We start from the raw sequence: 16067 nt of genomic DNA, 5'->3' as shown, positions 1-16067 counted from the left end.
CCTTCTCCTCGGTCAGCCTTCATTCGGGTCGGTGGTGGCCGCGCGCCGGTCGAGCACATAGGTGGTGAGGGAGCGGCCCGGCAGCGAGGCCGAGACCGTGCCGCCGGACACGGTGGGTTCGCCGACCGCGGCCCAGTTCTCGGTGGCCGAGGTACGCACCGCGGAGACGGCGGACAGCCGCTGTCCGGCCCCCAGGTCCAGCTTCAGCCCGGCGGTGCCGCCGCGGTGGTTGTTGACCACCAGGACCCAGCGGCTCCCCTGCCGGAAGGCGGTGACCTCGACATCGCCCGGCGCGCCGGTCACCTCGTGCAGGACGGCGCCGGGGCGTACGAACTTGCTGTACTGCCCCAGCGCGTAATAGCGCTTGGTGAGGTACAGCCGCTGGTTGCCGTTGGCGGCGTACTCGGGGTCGTAGTAGATCAGCCCGTCGTTCCAGCCCTGGTCGTTCTTGGTGTCGGCACCAGTCCGGGGGTCGGCGCCCATCTTGTTGGACAGTGCCGTCCACCACTGGAACGCCGAGTCGTGGGCGACGGTGAAGTCCTTGTGGATGATCCGGGACATCGACAGGGCGTTGTCGATGGTCGGGTCGTACTCCTGGGCCCAGCCCGTACCGCCCTTGCCGAAGCAGCAGATCTCGGAGGACCAGGACGTCTTCCCGAGGGACGTGGCCGTCCTGGCCACATCGGCGCGGCCGGTGTCGCTCGGGTTGTTGTACGTATGGTGGGCCAGCTTGTCGACGTACCGCGCGGTGCCGGGGGTGTTCAGCCACTGCGGGACCTGGGTGACGAAGTCCTCGGTGCTGCTGGACTCGTCGGCGGTGATACCGACGCGGGAGTGGCGCGCGGCCAGCTCCGCGCCGACCGCCCGGACGATGTCGTCCCGCTGTCCGACGCCGACCAGCATGCCTTCCTGACCGCATTCGGCGAAGCTGTTCGTCGGCTCGTTGAAGGGACTGAGGTGGTCCAGGGCCATCCCCTTCCGCGCGAAGTGGTCGATCACATCGGCGAGGTAGCGGGCGAACTTCCGCTCGTCGGCGGATTCGAGATACCCGCCGCAGCTCTTCCCATTCGTCTTCCAGCGGGCGGGGGCGCTGTTGACGAATCCGATCAGGTCCTTGACGCCATGGCGGGCGGCCTGGCGGAGGAAGGTGCGGCCGCCCCGGTCCTTGGACCAGTCGTAGCCGCCGTCCGCCGCGAGGAAGTCCTCGGGGGCGCGCTCGGGGGTGGTCACCCCGGTGCCACCGCCGCCGATGTTGTAGCGGTACGCGGACAGGGCGAGCCCGTCGCGGCCGAACAGCAGCCGGGCGGCCCTGTTCTGCGCGGAGGGGGAGAAGGCGGCCAGGTCATTGACCCACCAGGCGCCCGAGGCACCGATGTTGTCGATGGTCTGGGCGGGGGCGGGGGAGACATGAGCGGGGTGGGCCGGGTCCGCGCCCGTGGTGCTGTTCGCGGTCTCCGCGGTGGCGGGGGCGGGGGAGAGGGAGGCGATCAGGGCGAGGGCGGCGGCTCCGCCCGGGAGGAGGGCGCGCCTGCGGCTCCTGGCGCGGTGCGGGGGTGTGGGCAGGGTCCGGGTGCGGCTCTGTGACATGGCAACCCTTCCGTCGTCACGAGGGTGTGCTGCGGATCCTTGCGGTGCTGGTGCTGGTGCTGGTGCTGGTGGCGGTGTGCGTGCGGCTCTTGAGCCCGGTCGACGCGAGCCAGCCCTCCAGGGCGAAGGTGGCCGCGCCGAGGCTCACGGGATTGGTCGGTATCGGGGAGAGCACGATCTCGGTGCTCGCGAGCGGGCGGCGCAGGGCACGCCCCGCCACGGCGGAGCGCACCTCGGTGAGCAGCCCCTCACCGAGCCCGGCCGCCACCCAGCTGCTGAGCACGATCACTTCGGGGTTGAGCAGATTGACCAGGTCGGCCAGGCCCGCGCCGAGATAGCGGGCGGTGTCCCGCACGGTCTTCACGGCCACCGGATCGCCGTCGGCGAACGCGCGGCCGAGCGCCGCGACGGTGGCGGTCTGGTCGTCGGGGTGCAGCAGCGGGCTGCCGGGGCTCAGCTCGCGCAGATTCCGCATGATGCCCGGGGCGCCGACGTAGGACTCCACACAGCCGTGGGCGCCGCAGTGGCACAGCCGTCCGTTCAGCACCAGGGTGGTGTGTCCCCATTCGCCCGCGCTGTTGCTCGCACCGCGGTGCAGGGTGCCGCCGAGCGCGAGCCCGGCGCCCACGCCCGTACCGAGATTGACCACCACCGCGTCGTCCCGTCCGCGGGCCGCCCCGAACCACATCTCGGCCACGGTGCAGGCGCGCAGCGGATTGTCCAGCTGGAGGGGGTGGGGGAGGTGGGCGGCCAGCAGATCCAGCACGGGGACGTCATGCCAGTCCCAGTTGGGCGCGAACACCGACACCCCGCCCTCGCGGTCCACCTGCCCCGGCATGCTGACGCCGACCCCCAGCACCCGCTCGTCGGGGATCCCCGCGGCCTCGACCACCGCTCGTACGGCGGTGGCGATCCGCGCGACCACCCGCTCCGGTCCGCGCTCACCGGGAAGCTCGGGGCGCAACTCCTCGTCGGCGCGGGCCAGGACGGTGAGGGAGAGGTCGAACAGCTCGACATGGACGTATGTCTCGGCCACGTCCACGCCGATCAGCGCACCGCCGGACGCGTCGACGGCCACCAGTCCGCGTGGCCGTCCGCCGTCGGAGTCCTCGTAGCCGACCTCGGTGATCGCCCCGAGGTGCAGCAGCTCAGCGAGGAGCGTGGCGACGGTGGCCAGGCTGAGCCCGGTCGCCGAGGCCAGCTGCTGCCGGGAGACGGGGGACTCGGCGATGACGCGGCGCAGCACCTCGTAGCGGTTCGCGGTGCGGATGTCGCGGGATGTGCGCTTCACGCCGTGATCGCCTCCGTAGGGCTCTGTGGGGCGGGAGCTCGCCGACCGGCGTCCGGCCGTGAGCGTCACGGTAGGGGCGCGGATCCGGCTTGAACAACCCCTTTGCATAACCCTTGTGGAAAGGGGCCGTACGAAGGTGTCCGAGGGGTGACACGGGCCGCGCCCGGGTCAGTGAGCGGTGAGGACCTCGCGGACGACGGGGCCCGCGGCGTCGCCGCCGTGGCCGCCCTGGGTGACCACGGCTGCCGCGGCCAGGTCGTCCCGGTAGGCGGTGAACCAGGCGTTGGTCTTCGGCTGGCCGTCGACCTCGGCCGAGCCGGTCTTGGCGCCGATGTCCCCGGTCAGCCCGGACATCGCCCGTGCGGCGGTGCCGCTGGTCGCCGTCAGCCGCATCATGCCCTTCAGCTGCTGGACGACGGACGGGCTCAGTGCGCGGTCGCCGGTGGCGAACTGCCGGTGGCCGACCGAACGCGGCACCAGGACGGGCTGCTTGAACGTGCCCGTCTGGGCGGTGGCGGCCACCGAGGCCATGGTGAGCGGATTCATCTGCACCGTGCCCTGGCCGATGAAGGCCGCGGCCTTGTCGTCCCCGCTGCCGTCGGGCACCGAACCGTCGAACGTGGACACACCCACCTGCCAGTCGCGCCCGATCCCGAACACCGACCGTGCCTCACGGGCCACCGCACCGTCGGGAACCGCCCCGGCGAGCGACACGAACGCCGTATTGCAGGAGGCCGCGAAGTCCTGTGCGAAGGTGGCGCCCGGATTCTCGCTGTCCTCGACATTGTGGAAGGTCTTGCCCTGCTGGTACGCCACCGTCTTCGGACAGGGCACCCGGCGGCCGGGCGTCACCGAACCGCTCTCCAGCAGGGTGGCGGCAGTGACGATCTTGAAGGTGGAGCCGGGTGCCGTCTGCCCCTGCAACGCCGCGTTGAACTCGCCCTTGTCGGAGTTGGCCACCGCCAGGATCTCGCCCGTACTGGGCTTGAGGGCCACCACGGAGGCGCCGAACCGCTTGGCCACGGCCTTCTCGGCGCTCTTCTGCACCGCCGCGTCGAGCGTGGTGCGCAGGGTGCCCTGCTTGCCCTTCGTCACCACATGCAGGGTGTCCCCGGCCGTCCCGTCCGGCCGCACCGCCCACACCTCGACCTGTGCCGTACCGCCCCTATCGGCGCCGTACCGCGCCCTCAGGGAGGTCAGCAGGGGATCGAGGGAGGGGAAGCGCCCCTGCCGCAGCTCCTTGCCGCGCCGGTCCAGCACCCGGATCGGCGCGTTCTCCGCCAGATCCGTCCGGACCGTCTGGCCCTTCACCAGCTGCGGATGGACGACCGAGGGCGCCCAGTCGACCAGCGGTTTATTGGTCGTCCGGCCGCGCACCACGGTCAGCCGCGAGTCATAGCTCCAGGTCGAACGGGTCTTTCCATAGCGGATCTCGGCCTTGACCCGGAACGGCACCGTGGGGCCCTTCGCCGTGCGCGGGGTCAGCGTCACCTTCTTCACCCGGGCGTCTTCCCGGAACCCGCTCAGCATGCCGAGGGCCGACTCCGCGTCATTGGTGAGATCGGCCGCCAGCAGGTCGTTACCGTCCGCCCAGGCGTCCAGGAAATGGTGTGCGGTGTCCCGGACCTCGGACGCGCTCACCGGTCCGTCGTGCGTCGCTGTCGTATTGCCGCCGGTCACCCCGGTGTACAGGTTGTACGCCCCGAACCCGAGGCCCCCCACCAGCACGACCACCGTCGCCCCCACGACGACCTTCCCCACTGCGCGCACGGCGCCCCCCGCCCCGAACCCGGTCGGCACCGGCCCATCCGGCACCGCTCCACTCAGGCAGCCTTCTCCATCTCCCCGCGCAACGCCCGCGTATACACCCGCAGCAACCGCCCGTACTCGGCCCGCTCCGCCGGACGCAACGCCCGCCCGGCCCGCGCCCGCAGAAAGACGCGGATGGCCTCGTTGGCCTGGTCGGTGGAGGTGGCGGCGGACAGTAAGGCTGGCTGAGGAGGAGTAGGAGTCGGACACATGACCCCCACAATAGAGGCAGCCACTGACACCGCGCACGGGTCTAAACCTCTTCAGGGCTCTCAACTGGCCTGATGAGGCCGTGATGTGAGCAACACCGCATCCTCCGCACGGGGGTTCCCCCTCTCGTCCCGGCCGTGGTCAGTCCTCCGTGACGAGGACGACCTCCAGGGTGCGGGGGCCGTGGACGCCTTCGACGCGGTCGAGTTCGATGTCGCTGGTGGCGGAGGGGCCGGAGATCCAGGTGTGGGGGCGGGCGGGGGTGAGGCGTTCGAGGGCCTCGGGGACGGAGTCCACGACCTGGGCCGGCACGCGGATCACACAGATGTGGTGGTCGGGGACCAGAGTGATACGGCGACGGCCCTGGTCGGGGGAGGCGTCCAGGATGACCGTGCCGGTTTCGGCGATGGCCACCGCGCAGCCGGTGACCACGCTGGACACCGTGTCCAGGTCGTGCGGGGTCAGATCGGCGGTGTCCGGGACCCGGTGGATGTCGGTGGCGGAGAGCCAGTCGGCGGGAAGGCCCGGTGGCACGGCCACGGAGGTGGCGTCGCGGGCCGTCAGCAGGCGGGCGATCAGGGCCGGGAGGGCGGTGGCGTGGGTGCGGTGGACCACGGCGCGGTAGTCGGCGAGATTCTCGGCCAGCAGGTCGGCGGAGTCCGCCGGGGTGCGGTCGCCGTGGTGGCGCGCGTACGTACGCTCGACCGCCACCTCCGACGGGGTCTCGGCGCGCGGGACATCGGCCAGCGCGCGGCGGATCCTCGCCATGACGAGGGCGCGTGAGCTCATGGGGTGCTCCTGTCGTCCGTGCCGCGGGTCCGTTGCCACCAGTCGCGGAACGACTCCGCGGGCACCACGGGCAGTTCCCGGGTGTCGCTCCAGGCACGCCCCGGGCCGGGCAGCCGGCGCGGGTGGAAGCGGCGGGTGCGGGAGGCGAGCCGCTGTCCGGTGCGCAGCACCCGGGGATGGTCCAGCGCCCAGCGCGCCGCCCGCATCGCGGCGCGCTCGGTGGCGTGGCCCTTGGCCGGTTTGATGACCGTGCGGGTGCCGCGGACGGAGACCGGGCCGCCCTCGACAACGCGTTCGCGCAAGTGGACCAGGACCTCGGGGATGTCGATGGCGACCGGACACACCTCGTAGCACGCGCCGCACAGCGAGGAGGCGTACGGCAGCGAGGCGTCCAGCTCGCTCCGGGTGCCGCGCAGTTGCGGGGTGAGGATCGCGCCGATCGGGCCCGGGTACGCCGAGCCGTACGCGTGGCCGCCCGCGCGCTCGTACACCGGGCACACATTGAGACACGCCGAGCAGCGGATACAGCGCAGCGCCTGGCGGCCCACGGTGTCGGCGAGGGTGTCCGTGCGGCCGTTGTCCAGCAGGACCAGGTGGAAGGTGCGCGGGCCGTCGCCGTCCGTGGTGCCGGTCCAGGTCGAGGTGTACGGGTTCATCCGCTCGGCGGTCGAGGAGCGGGGGAGGAGCTGGAGGAACACCTCCAGATCCTGGAAGGTGGGCACCACCTTCTCGATGCCCACCACCGAGATCAGCGTCTCGGGGAGGGTCAGGCACATCCGCCCGTTGCCCTCGGACTCCACCACCACCAGCGTGCCGGTCTCCGCCACCATGAAGTTCGCGCCCGAGACGCCCACCTTGGCGCCCAGGAACTTCTCGCGGAGGTGGAGCCGGGCCGCCTCCGCCAGATCGGCGGGGGCGTCGGTGAGCCCGTCCGGGGCCGGTCGGCCCCACCGCGCCATCTTCTCCGCGAAGATGTCCCGGATCTCGGCGCGGTTGCGGTGGATCGCCGGCACCAGGATGTGCGACGGCAGATCGTCGCCGAGCTGCACGATCAGCTCGGCGAGGTCCGTCTCGTACGCCGTGATGCCCGCCTCGGCGAGCGCGCCGTTCAGCCCGATCTCCTGCGTCGCCATGGACTTGACCTTGACGACCTCCCGTTCGCCCGTCGCCCGCACCAGCGCGGTGACGATCCGGTTCGCCTCGTCGGCGTCCGCCGCCCAGTGCACCTGGCCACCGGCCGCCGTGACCGCACGCTCCAACCGCTCGAGATAGTGGTCGAGATGGCGCAGCGTACGGTCCTTGATGGCCGCCCCCGCGGCGCGCAGCCGCTCCCAGTCGTCCAGTTCGGCCACCGCGGTGGCGCGCTTGGCGCGGATGGTGTGGGTGGCGTGGCGGAGGTTGGCGCGCAGCTGGGTGTCGCGGGTGGAGCTGTCCGCCGCCTTCGGGAAGGCGGGCATCCCCAGATAGGTGGCGTGGCCTGATCCGCTCACCGGGGGTCTCCTTTCACCGGGCTCTCGTATGTGGGGGCCGTTCGGCCGCTCACCACGGGTCCTTCTCCGTGCTCGCCAGGATCTCGGCGATATGCACCGGGCGCACCGTGGAGCCCTGGCGGGCGAGGGTGCCGCCGATATGCATCTGACATGAGTTGTCCACCGTGCACACCGCCTCCGCGCCCGTCGCCGTGATGTTGCGTGCCTTGTCCGCGCCCATCGCCGCCGATACGGCCGCGTTCTTCACGGCGAACGTACCGCCGAAACCGCAGCACTCCTCCGCACCCGGCAGCGCCACCAGGTCCAGCCCCCGGACGGCGCCGAGCAGGGCCCGCGGGCGGTCGCCGAGGTGGAGCAGGCGCAGCCCGTGGCAGGTGGGGTGGTACGTCACAGTGTGCGGGTAGTACGCGCCGACGTCCGTCACCTTCAGCACATCCGTCAGGAACTCCGTCAGCTCGTACGTCCTGGGGACCACGGTGGCCGCGGCGTCGGCGAGCTCCTGGCCGCGGCCCTCCGCGGCGGCCTTGGCGCCGATGCGGGGGTAGTTGTCCCGCACCATCGCGGCACATGAGCCGGAGGGGGCCACGATGTAGTCGTAGTCCCGGAAGGCGGCGGCGTAGCGGCGGACCAGCGGCTCCGTCTCATGGCGGTAGCCGGTGTTGAACTGCGGCTGGCCGCAGCAGCTCTGCCCGGCGGGAAAGCCGACCTCGACACCGAGCCGTTCGAGCAGGGTCACCACGGCCCGCCCGGTGTGCGGGTAGAGGGTGTCGTTCACACATGTGATGAAGAGCCCTACGCGCACGGTTCCTCCTCCAGCCGGGCGGCGGCCCGGTCCCACGCCGAATGATCACCCGTGGGCTCATACTGCCGCAGCTGCTGGGTGCTGTGAAGGAGCTCGCGCAGCTCGGACAGGCCGCCGGACACCGCGCCCGCCGAACGGGCCTGCACCAGGACATTGCCCAGCGCGGCGGCCTCGGCCGGACCCGCCACCACCGGGAGTCCGCACGCGTCGGCCGTCAGTCGGCACAGGAGCTCGTTGTGCGCGCCGCCACCCACGATATGGACCGTGTCGACGGTACGGCCGGACAGCCGGCACGCGTCGTCGATCGCCCGGCGGTAGGCCAGGGCGAGTGAGTCCAGCACACAGCGGGTGGTCTCGGCCGGGCCGCGGGGGACGGGCTGACCGGTACGGCGGCAGGCGCCGGCGATCCGGTCCGGCATCCCGCCGGGCGCGAGGAACGCCGGGTCACCGGCGTCCACGACCGAGCGGAGCGGGGTGGTCTCCGCCGCCGCCCGGAGGAGGGGGGCGAGGGCGGATGGGCCCGCGCTGGTCCGCCATGCGCGCAGGCACTCCTGGAGCAGCCACAGGCCCATGATGTTGCGCAGATAGCGCACCGTGCCGTCCACCCCCAGCTCATTGGTGAAGTTCGCCAGCCTGCTCCCCTCGGTCAGCACCGGCGCGTCCAGCTCCAGCCCCGCCAGGGACCAGGTGCCGGTGGCGATGTACGCGAAACGGGGTGTGGTGGCGGGGACACCGACGACCGCGGACGCGGTGTCGTGCGAGCCCACCGCGGTGACGGGGGTGGCGGCGCTCAGCCCGGTGGCGGTCAGGACCTCCGGCCGCAGGGTGCCGGCGGCCGAGCCGGGGTGGCGCAGCGGCGGGAAGAGGGCGAGGTCGATCGAGAGCGCGTCGGCGACCTCGGCGGACCAGTCGCGGGTGCGCGGATCGATCAGCTGGGTGGTGGAGGCGTTCGTCAGCTCGGTCCCGGCCTCGCCGGTCAGCCAGTACGAGATCAGGTCCGGGATGAGGAGGAGACGGTGTGCGGCGGCGAGGGCGGGGGTGCCGCGGGCCGCGACGAGCTGGTAGATGGTGTTGAACGGGAGGTGCTGGAGGCCGGTGGCCGCGTAGAGCGCCGGGGGCGGGAGGGCCGCCGCGACGGTGTCGGCGATGTCGGGGGTGCGGGTGGTACGGGCGTCGCGGTAGTGGACGGGGTTGGCGAGCAGCGAACCGGTGGCATCGAGGAGGCCGTAGTCGACGGCCCAGCTGTCGATGCCGATGCCGGTCAGGGGGGCGGGGGTGGTGTCCCCGGTGTGCGCGGCGGCCTTGAGACCGTCCAGTACGCCCTGGTGGAGCGCGAGGATGTCCCAGTGCAGGGTGTGGTGCACACGTACCGGGGTGTTGGGGAAGCGGTGCGCCTCGTGGAGCGTCAGCCGGTCGGCGGCGACCTCGCCGACCATGACACGGCCGCTGGACGCACCGAGGTCCACGGCGGCGAAACGGGGGTGGTGGGTGCGTGGCACATGGACCTCGGTGGGGGTGGTGGCGGTTGCGGTTGTCGTTCGGGTGCGCGCGGGTCAGCGCGGGAAGGCCGCCGCCACGCCCGCGTCCACCGGGATGTGCAGCCCGGTGGTGTGGCTGAGCTCCCCACCGGTGAGGGCGAAGACCGCGTTGGCCACATGGGACGGCAGCACCTCCCGTTTGAGCAGAGTGCGCTGGGCGTAGAACTCGCCCAGACTCTCTTCCGGGACGCCGTACGTCGCCGCCCGCTGGGCGCCCCAGCCACCCGCGAAGATGCCACTGCCCCGGACCACCCCGTCGGGGTTCACCCCGTTCACACGGATGCCGTGTGCGCCCAACTCGACGGCCAGCAGCCGTACTTGGTGGGCCTGGTCCGCCTTGGTGGCCGAGTACGCGATGTTGTCCGGGCCCGCGAACACCGCGTTCTTGGAGACGATGTACACGATGTCGCCGCCCATGTTCTGCGCGAGGAACACCCGGGCCGCCTCGCGGGAGGCGAGGAACGACCCCCGCGCCATGATGTCGTGCTGGCGGTCCCAGTCCTCGGCCGTGGTCTCCAGCAGCGGTTTCGAGAGGGAGATCCCCGCGTTGTTCACCAGGAGGTCCAGGCCGCCGAAGGCCAGGAGGGTGTGGTTCACCGCCTCATGGATCTGGACCTCGGAGGTCACGTTCATGGGGATCGCCGTCGCGATGTCGGGACCGCCCAGTTCGCGCGCCACCGCCTCCGCCGCTTCCGCGTTCACATCCGCCACCGCCACACACGCCCCCTCGGCCGCCAGCCGGTGTGCGATGGCCCTGCCGATGCCCGAGCCACCTCCGGTGACCAGGGCGATACGGGTGGCCAGCGGCTTCGGCGCGGGCATGCGCCGGAGCTTGGCCTCCTCCAGTGCCCAGTACTCGATGCGGAACTTCTCCGACTCGTCGATGGGTGTGTAAGCCGACACCGCTTCCGCGCCCCGCATCACATTGATGGCGTTGAGGTAGAACTCGCCTGCCACCCGTGCCGTCTGCTTGTCCTTGCCGTAGCTGAACATCCCCACCCCGGGGACGAGGACGATCGCCGGATCCGCCCCGCGCATCGCGGGGGAGTCCGGGGTGGCGTGGCGGCGGTAGTACGCCTCGTAGGCGGCGCGGTATCCGGTGTGCAGCTCCTCGAGGCGGGCCAGGGCCTGGTCGAGCGGTGCGTCCGGGGGGAGGTCGAGGAGGAGCGGGCGGACCTTCGTACGCAGGAAGTGGTCCGGACAGGAGGTGCCGAGCGCCGCCAGCCGCGGGTGTTCGGCCCGGGAGAGGAAGTCCAGCACCGGTTCGGCGTCGGTGAAGTGGCCCACCTGGGCGCGGTCGGTCGAGACCAGACCGCGGAACGTCGCGGGCATGCACGTCGGTCGGATCAGACTGCCGCTGTTCGTAGTCAGCGAGTGGTGTTCACCCCGCGCTACGGCAGTGCCCGCGCCGACCACGGCGGCGTGGCGCGCGAGCCGTCCTCAGCGGGTGGCCGGGACGGCCTCCAGCAGTGCCCGGATCTCCCGTACCGCGGCCCGTCCGGCACGGTTGGCGCCGATCGTGCTCGCCGACGGCCCGTAGCCGACCAGATGGATCCGCGGGTCCCGGACGGCGCGGGTGCCCGCCAGGGCGATACCGCCGCCCGGCTCGCGCAGCCTCAGCGGCGCCAGGTGGTCGATGGCGGCGCGGAAGCCGGTGGCCCAGAGGATGGTGTCCGCGTCCACGGTCCGGCCGTCGTCCCAGCGCACCCCGGTCGGGGTGATCCGGTCGAACATCGGCAGCCGGTCCAGGACCCCCTTCTCCCGGGCCCGCCGCATCGGTTCCGTCATGGGCAGCCCGGTCACCGACACCACACTCCGCGGCGGCAGCCCGCGCCGTACCCGCTCCTCGACCATGGCGACGGCGGCGCGCCCCCGGATCTCGTCGAACTTCCCCTCCCGGAAGACCGGTGGCCGCCGGGTCACCCAGGTCGTCCCGGCCGCCACCTCGGCGATCTCCAGCAGATGCTGCACCCCGGAGGTGCCGCCGCCCACGACGATCACCCGCTGCCCGGCGAACGCCTCGGGGCCGGGGTACCTCGCGGTGTGCAGCTGACGCCCCCGGAAGGTCTCCTGCCCCGGGTAGCGCGGCCAGAACGGCCGGTCCCAGGTGCCGGTGGCGTTGATCAGCGCGCGTGCGGACCAGCTCCCCGCCGAGCTCTCCACCACCAGCCGCCCGCCGTCGCCCTCATGGACCGCGGTGACGTGGACGGGCCGGACGATCCGCAGGTCGAAGGCGCTCTCGTAGCGGGTGAAGTACGCGGGTATCACCTCGGACGACGGCCGGTCCGGGGCGGCGTCCTCGCTGGTCAGCCGCATCCCGGGCAGGTCGTACATACCGTGCACCTTGCCGTACGTCAGCGAGGGCCAGCGGAACTGCCACGCGCCGCCCGGCCCGGGGGAGTGGTCGAGCACCACGAACCCGCTGCCCGGCTCGTACCCCGCCCGCCGCAGGTGATAGGCGCTGGACAGCCCCGCCTGCCCGGCGCCCACGACCACGACGTCCACCCTGGCTATGTCGTTCATGTTTCTACTAACTCTGCTCCAGGGCGAGATCTTCCCCGGCGCGGCACCGGGCCCTGTCCGGGCGATCGCCCGGACAGGACCTACCGCCCCCCGGCGATCAGCAGGGGCGCGCCGCCCGGGGCGGAGGCCGGGCGGCCGTTCGCGGCGGGGACACCGGCCAGCGGCGACGGGGGCTCGGCCACCAGGCCGCGCGCCGCCAGCTCGGGCGTGACGCCCTCGCCGAACCAGTACGCCTCCTCCAGGTGCGGATAGCCGGACAGCACGAAGTGCTCGATGCCCAGCGCGTGGTACTCCTCGATCCGGTCGGCGACCTCGGCGTGGCTGCCGACCAGCGCCGTCCCGGCGCCACCGCGCACCAGGCCCACCCCCGCCCACAGATTGGGCGAGATCTGCAACTGGTCGCGCGAGCCGCCGTGCAGCGCCAGCATCCGCTGCTGACCCACCGACTCGCTGCGCCCCAGCGCCTGCTGCGCGGCGGCGATCGTGTCGGGGTCGAGGTCGTCCAGCAGCCGGTCGGCGACCGCCCACGCCTCGCGGGAGGAGTCGCGGGAGATGGTGTGCAGCCGGATGCCGAAGCGGACGTCGCGGCCCTCGGCCTCGGCCAGCCCCCGGATCCAGTCGATCTTCTCCTTGACCTGGGCGGGCGGCTCGCCCCAGGTCAGATAGACGTCCGTGTGCCGGGCGGCGACCGGCCCGGCGGCGGGGGAGGAGCCGCCGAAGAAGATCTGCGGCAACGGGTCCGGCGGCAGCGCGGTCAGCCCGCCCGTGACCTGGTAGTGCGCGCCGTCGAAGTCGTACGGCTGCCCGCCCCACACGCCCCGTACGACCGACAGGAACTCCGCGGTGCGCGCGTACCGCTGGTCGTGGTCCAGGTGGTCGCCGAACCGCCGCTGCTCGGTGGAGTCGCCACCGGTGACCACGTTGAGCAGTAGCCGGCCGCGGGTGATCCGCTGGTAGGTGGCGGCCATCTGGGCGGCCAGCACGGGCGAGATGATCCCCGGCCGGAAGGCGACCAGGAACTTCAGCCGCTCGGTGTGCTGGGCGAGTGCGACCGTCGTCAGCCACGCGTCCTCGCACCAGGTGCCGGTCGGGGTGAGCACGGCCTCGAAGCCCAGATGTTCGGCGGCCTTGGCGATCTGGGTGAGGTAGTCGATGTCGGGGGCCCGTACCCCGCTCACCGGGGTGACGCGGGAGCGCTTGACCCCGCCGTCGGTGTAGGCGTGCCGGTCGACGAGGGTGCGTCCGTCGCCGCCCGTCGGCAGGAACCAGTGCAGATGCACGGACATCAGGAGTCCTTTCCGTAGGTGCGCGGAGCCGAGGTGGACGGCGGCAGGCCGCCGTTGAAGCGGGTGTCCACGTAGTCCGAGAACCGGAAGCGGCGCGGGGTGAGCTTCAGCTTCGCGAAGGTGTCCGCGATCTGCTGCTCGGACGCGATGGCGGCCTTGTCGATGGCGACGGTCACCCGGGTGCCGTTGGTCCGCTTCACGGATGCCAGCGCCACCCGGTACGGCAGCCCGGTCTCCTTGGCCCACACCCTGGCCCACACCTCGGGGTGTGTGTGGACCCAAGCCTGGGCCCGGCGCAGCCGCCCCAGGTAGTCCTTGATGGCCTTCGTCTTCTTCTTGTCGTCGAGCGAGGCGGGGTTGGCGACCTGGAAGTTGAGGCCGTTGACCACGCCCCGGCCGGTCGTCAGGACCCGCGCGTCCGCCTGGCTCAGCCCCTGCGAGGTGTACGGGTCCCAGATCGCCCAGGCGTCCACCCTGCCGCGGCTGAAGGCCGCCAGCGCGTCGGCCGGCTGAAGGAAGCTGACCTTGACCTCCTTGACGGAGAGCCCGGCCTTCGCGAGCGAGGCGATCAACTGGTAGTGGGCCGAGCTGCCCTGGGCGACCGCCACCGACTTGCCCTTGAGATCACTGGTCTTCTTCAGCGACGAGCTCTTCTTGACCAGGATCGCCTCGCCGTCGGACGTGCCGTGCTTGGCCGCCACCGCCTTGATCTTGGACTTCGCGGCCGCGGCGAAGACCGGCGGGGTGTTGCCCACGCCTCCGATGTCCACCGCCTGGGCGCCCACCGCCTCCAGAATCGGCGGGCCGGAGGTGAACGTCGACCACTTGATCCGGTACGGGAGGTGCTCGAGCTCACCGGCGGCGCGCAGCATCGCCTCGTCGTTGCCCTTCTGGTCGCCGACGTTCAGGGTCACATCGCCCTTGCCGTCGGTGTTGCCGGCGGCGCCGGACTTGTCGGCCGAGTGCGAGCTGACGCATGCCGACAGCACCAGGGCGAGGGGGACGAGCAGGGCCGGGGGGATACGCCGTCTCATATCAGAGGGGTCCGTTCGTAAGCGTTACGGGTGGTACACGTGGGCGTCAGGCGGCCGTCTGGACCGCGGGCTCGGGCGCCGCCACACCCAGTCGGTCGAGGAGTCCGGTTCGCAGCTCCGCGAGGTGCGGATCGGCGATGTCGCGCGGCCGGTCGCGGCGCACCCGCGTCTCGTGCGCGATGACGCCGCCGTCCATCACCAGGACGCGGTCGGCGAGCAGCAGCGCCTCCTCGACGTCGTGCGTCACCAGCAGCACCGCGCAGCCGCGCCGCTGCCACAGCTCGGCGACCAGCCGCCGCGCCGTGATCCGGGTGAGTGCGTCGAGCGCGCCGAACGGCTCGTCGAGCAGCAGCAGATCGGGCTCGCGCACCAGTGCGCGGGCCAGCGAGGCGCGCTGGGCCTCACCACCGGAAAGGGTCTTGGGCCAGGCGTCGGCCCGGTGGCCGAGGCCGACCTCCTCCAGCGCCCGCTCCGCGACCGCCCGCCCGGGGCGGCCGGGGAGCCCGAGCAGCACATTGCGCCACACCTTCTTCCACGGCATCAGTCGCGGCGCCTGGAAGGCGACGGCTCTGCGCCGCGGCACCAGCACCTCGCCCCCGATCTCCCGGTCGAGCCCGGCGAGCACGCGCAGCAGCGTGGACTTGCCGCAGCCGCTGCGGCCGAGAAGCGCGACGAACTCGCCCGGACGCACGGTGAGTTCGAGCCCGTCGATGACGGGTCGGCCGTCGAAGGCGCGGGTGAGTCCGCCGACCCGTACCGCGGCGTCTGTCGCTTCCGCCGTGTCCTTCGCGTTCTTCGTGTTCTTTGTGTTCTTCGCGAGGGGGTTCACGTTCCCGTGAAGGTCGGTCGCCATTGCAGCAGCAGCCTCTCCAGAGTGCGGACGATGAAATCGGCGAGCAGGCCGAGGGCGGCGTAGACGATCAGGCAGACCACGATCACATCGGTCTGGAAGAACTCGCGCGCGCGGTTGAGCAGGAATCCGATCCCGTCGTCGGCGTTGATCGTCTCGCCGAAGACCAGAGCCAGCCAGGCGGTGGCGAGCGAGTAGCGCAGCCCGGTCATCGCCCCGGGCAGGGCGCCGGGCAGCACCACATGGCGGATCAGGCCCCAGCGGCCGAGCCCCAGCGACGTCCCCGCCTCGATCAACTGGGCGTCCACGCCGCGGATGCCGGCGTAGACGTTCAGATACAGATGGAAGGTGACGCCGAGCGCGATCAGCGCGATCTTCGGCGCCTCGCCGATGCCCATCCAGATGATGAACAGCGGGATCATGCCGACCCAGGGGATGCTGCGGAGCATCTGCACGCTCGCGTCGACCAGGTCCTCGCCGAGCCGGGACAGCCCGGAGAGCAGCGCGAGCGCGATCCCGATGACCCCGCCGATCAGCAGCCCGATCAGCACCCGCTGCACCGACACCAGCATGGCGTGCGGCAGCGTGCCGTCCTCGGTCATACCGGAGGCGGTGCGGGCGATGGTGCCGGGGGAGGCGAGGGTGTCGGCGGACGGCGCACCGGTCGCGCTGCACAACTGCCAGAGCACCAGCAGGACGAGGGGGCCGGTCGTGCGGCGCAGCCAGCGGGGTACGGCGCGGCGGCGCGCGGACAGGGGCACGACCGGTTCGAGAACCGGGGACATGGGAGCTCCACGAAATGTGTACGCCTCGGTGCTCGTACGACGCGGTCAGCGCGGCGCGGCAGCGGTGATGGTG

13 protein-coding genes and 1 pseudogene are annotated in these 16067 nt (G+C 72.0%); all 14 read right to left on the bottom strand.

The features are described 5' to 3' along the window. Window positions 1-12 precede the first annotated feature (12 nt). Window positions 13-1587 (bottom strand): glycoside hydrolase, encoded by a 1575-nt coding sequence (locus AB0C66_RS30265; RefSeq protein ID WP_362445618.1) that lies wholly within the window; start codon window positions 1585-1587, stop codon window positions 13-15. Window positions 1588-1603: 16 nt separating this feature from the next. After that, window positions 1604-2878, bottom strand: a complete 1275-nt coding sequence (locus AB0C66_RS30260; protein ID WP_362445615.1) for an ROK family transcriptional regulator — start codon at window positions 2876-2878, stop codon at window positions 1604-1606. A 168-nt stretch (window positions 2879-3046) separates the two neighbouring features. Then, window positions 3047-4648, bottom strand: a complete 1602-nt coding sequence (locus tag AB0C66_RS30255; protein WP_362445612.1) for a penicillin-binding transpeptidase domain-containing protein — start codon at window positions 4646-4648, stop codon at window positions 3047-3049. A 53-nt stretch (window positions 4649-4701) separates the two neighbouring features. Further along, complete coding sequence (locus AB0C66_RS30250; protein WP_362445609.1) at window positions 4702-4899, bottom strand: hypothetical protein; 198 nt, start codon at window positions 4897-4899, stop codon at window positions 4702-4704. Between the two features lie 139 nt (window positions 4900-5038). Continuing rightward, window positions 5039-5686 (bottom strand): LUD domain-containing protein, encoded by a 648-nt coding sequence (locus tag AB0C66_RS30245; protein WP_362445606.1) that lies wholly within the window; start codon window positions 5684-5686, stop codon window positions 5039-5041. Continuing rightward, window positions 5683-7143 (bottom strand): lactate utilization protein B, encoded by a 1461-nt coding sequence (locus AB0C66_RS30240; protein ID WP_362445833.1) that lies wholly within the window; start codon window positions 7141-7143, stop codon window positions 5683-5685. The genes AB0C66_RS30245 and AB0C66_RS30240 overlap by 4 nt, the downstream gene beginning before the upstream one ends. An 82-nt stretch (window positions 7144-7225) precedes the next feature. Next, window positions 7226-7978 (bottom strand): (Fe-S)-binding protein, encoded by a 753-nt coding sequence (locus tag AB0C66_RS30235; protein WP_362445603.1) that lies wholly within the window; start codon window positions 7976-7978, stop codon window positions 7226-7228. Then, on the bottom strand, window positions 7969-9477 hold the full coding sequence (locus AB0C66_RS30230) for a rhamnulokinase family protein (RefSeq protein ID WP_362445600.1): 1509 nt from the start codon (window positions 9475-9477) through the stop codon (window positions 7969-7971). The genes AB0C66_RS30235 and AB0C66_RS30230 overlap by 10 nt, the downstream gene beginning before the upstream one ends. 54 nt (window positions 9478-9531) lie before the next feature. Then, a pseudogene (gene rhaD / locus AB0C66_RS30225) lies at window positions 9532-10815 on the bottom strand (bifunctional rhamnulose-1-phosphate aldolase/short-chain dehydrogenase); the annotation flags it as partial. 141 nt (window positions 10816-10956) lie between these two features. Further along, window positions 10957-12039 (bottom strand): NAD(P)-binding domain-containing protein, encoded by a 1083-nt coding sequence (locus AB0C66_RS30220; protein WP_362445597.1) that lies wholly within the window; start codon window positions 12037-12039, stop codon window positions 10957-10959. An 80-nt stretch (window positions 12040-12119) separates the two neighbouring features. Then, window positions 12120-13325, bottom strand: coding sequence for an LLM class flavin-dependent oxidoreductase (locus AB0C66_RS30215; protein ID WP_362445594.1), 1206 nt, complete (start codon window positions 13323-13325; stop codon window positions 12120-12122). Continuing rightward, window positions 13325-14359, bottom strand: coding sequence for an ABC transporter substrate-binding protein (locus AB0C66_RS30210; protein WP_362445591.1), 1035 nt, complete (start codon window positions 14357-14359; stop codon window positions 13325-13327). The genes AB0C66_RS30215 and AB0C66_RS30210 overlap by 1 nt, the downstream gene beginning before the upstream one ends. A 46-nt stretch (window positions 14360-14405) precedes the next feature. Further along, on the bottom strand, window positions 14406-15212 hold the full coding sequence (locus tag AB0C66_RS30205) for an ABC transporter ATP-binding protein (protein WP_362445588.1): 807 nt from the start codon (window positions 15210-15212) through the stop codon (window positions 14406-14408). Then, window positions 15185-15994: an ABC transporter permease gene (locus AB0C66_RS30200; protein WP_362445585.1), complete on the bottom strand. Its 810-nt coding sequence runs from the start codon at window positions 15992-15994 to the stop codon at window positions 15185-15187. The genes AB0C66_RS30205 and AB0C66_RS30200 overlap by 28 nt, the downstream gene beginning before the upstream one ends. Window positions 15995-16067 lie beyond the last annotated feature (73 nt).

Origin of the sequence: Streptomyces sp. NPDC048636, from assembly GCF_040650655.1 — a bacterium.
Lineage (GTDB): Bacteria > Actinomycetota > Actinomycetes > Streptomycetales > Streptomycetaceae > Streptomyces.
Note: the sequence above shows the minus strand (reverse complement) of the source record. Positions and strands in the feature narration are given on the sequence as shown.

What these genes read in the sequence shown, in the direction of transcription:
- AB0C66_RS30220 (WP_362445597.1), bottom strand. Translation starts at nt 12,039, where the DNA reads ATGAACGACATAGCCAGGGTGGACGTCGTGGTCGTGGGCGCCGGGCAG.
- AB0C66_RS30215 (WP_362445594.1), bottom strand. Translation starts at nt 13,325, where the DNA reads ATGTCCGTGCATCTGCACTGGTTCCTGCCGACGGGCGGCGACGGACGC.
- AB0C66_RS30200 (WP_362445585.1), bottom strand. Translation starts at nt 15,994, where the DNA reads ATGTCCCCGGTTCTCGAACCGGTCGTGCCCCTGTCCGCGCGCCGCCGC.
- AB0C66_RS30245 (WP_362445606.1), bottom strand. Translation starts at nt 5,686, where the DNA reads ATGAGCTCACGCGCCCTCGTCATGGCGAGGATCCGCCGCGCGCTGGCC.
- AB0C66_RS30205 (WP_362445588.1), bottom strand. Translation starts at nt 15,212, where the DNA reads ATGGCGACCGACCTTCACGGGAACGTGAACCCCCTCGCGAAGAACACA.
- AB0C66_RS30240 (WP_362445833.1), bottom strand. Translation starts at nt 7,143, where the DNA reads ATGCCCGCCTTCCCGAAGGCGGCGGACAGCTCCACCCGCGACACCCAG.
- AB0C66_RS30210 (WP_362445591.1), bottom strand. Translation starts at nt 14,359, where the DNA reads ATGAGACGGCGTATCCCCCCGGCCCTGCTCGTCCCCCTCGCCCTGGTG.
- AB0C66_RS30265 (WP_362445618.1), bottom strand. Translation starts at nt 1,587, where the DNA reads ATGTCACAGAGCCGCACCCGGACCCTGCCCACACCCCCGCACCGCGCC.
- AB0C66_RS30250 (WP_362445609.1), bottom strand. Translation starts at nt 4,899, where the DNA reads ATGTGTCCGACTCCTACTCCTCCTCAGCCAGCCTTACTGTCCGCCGCC.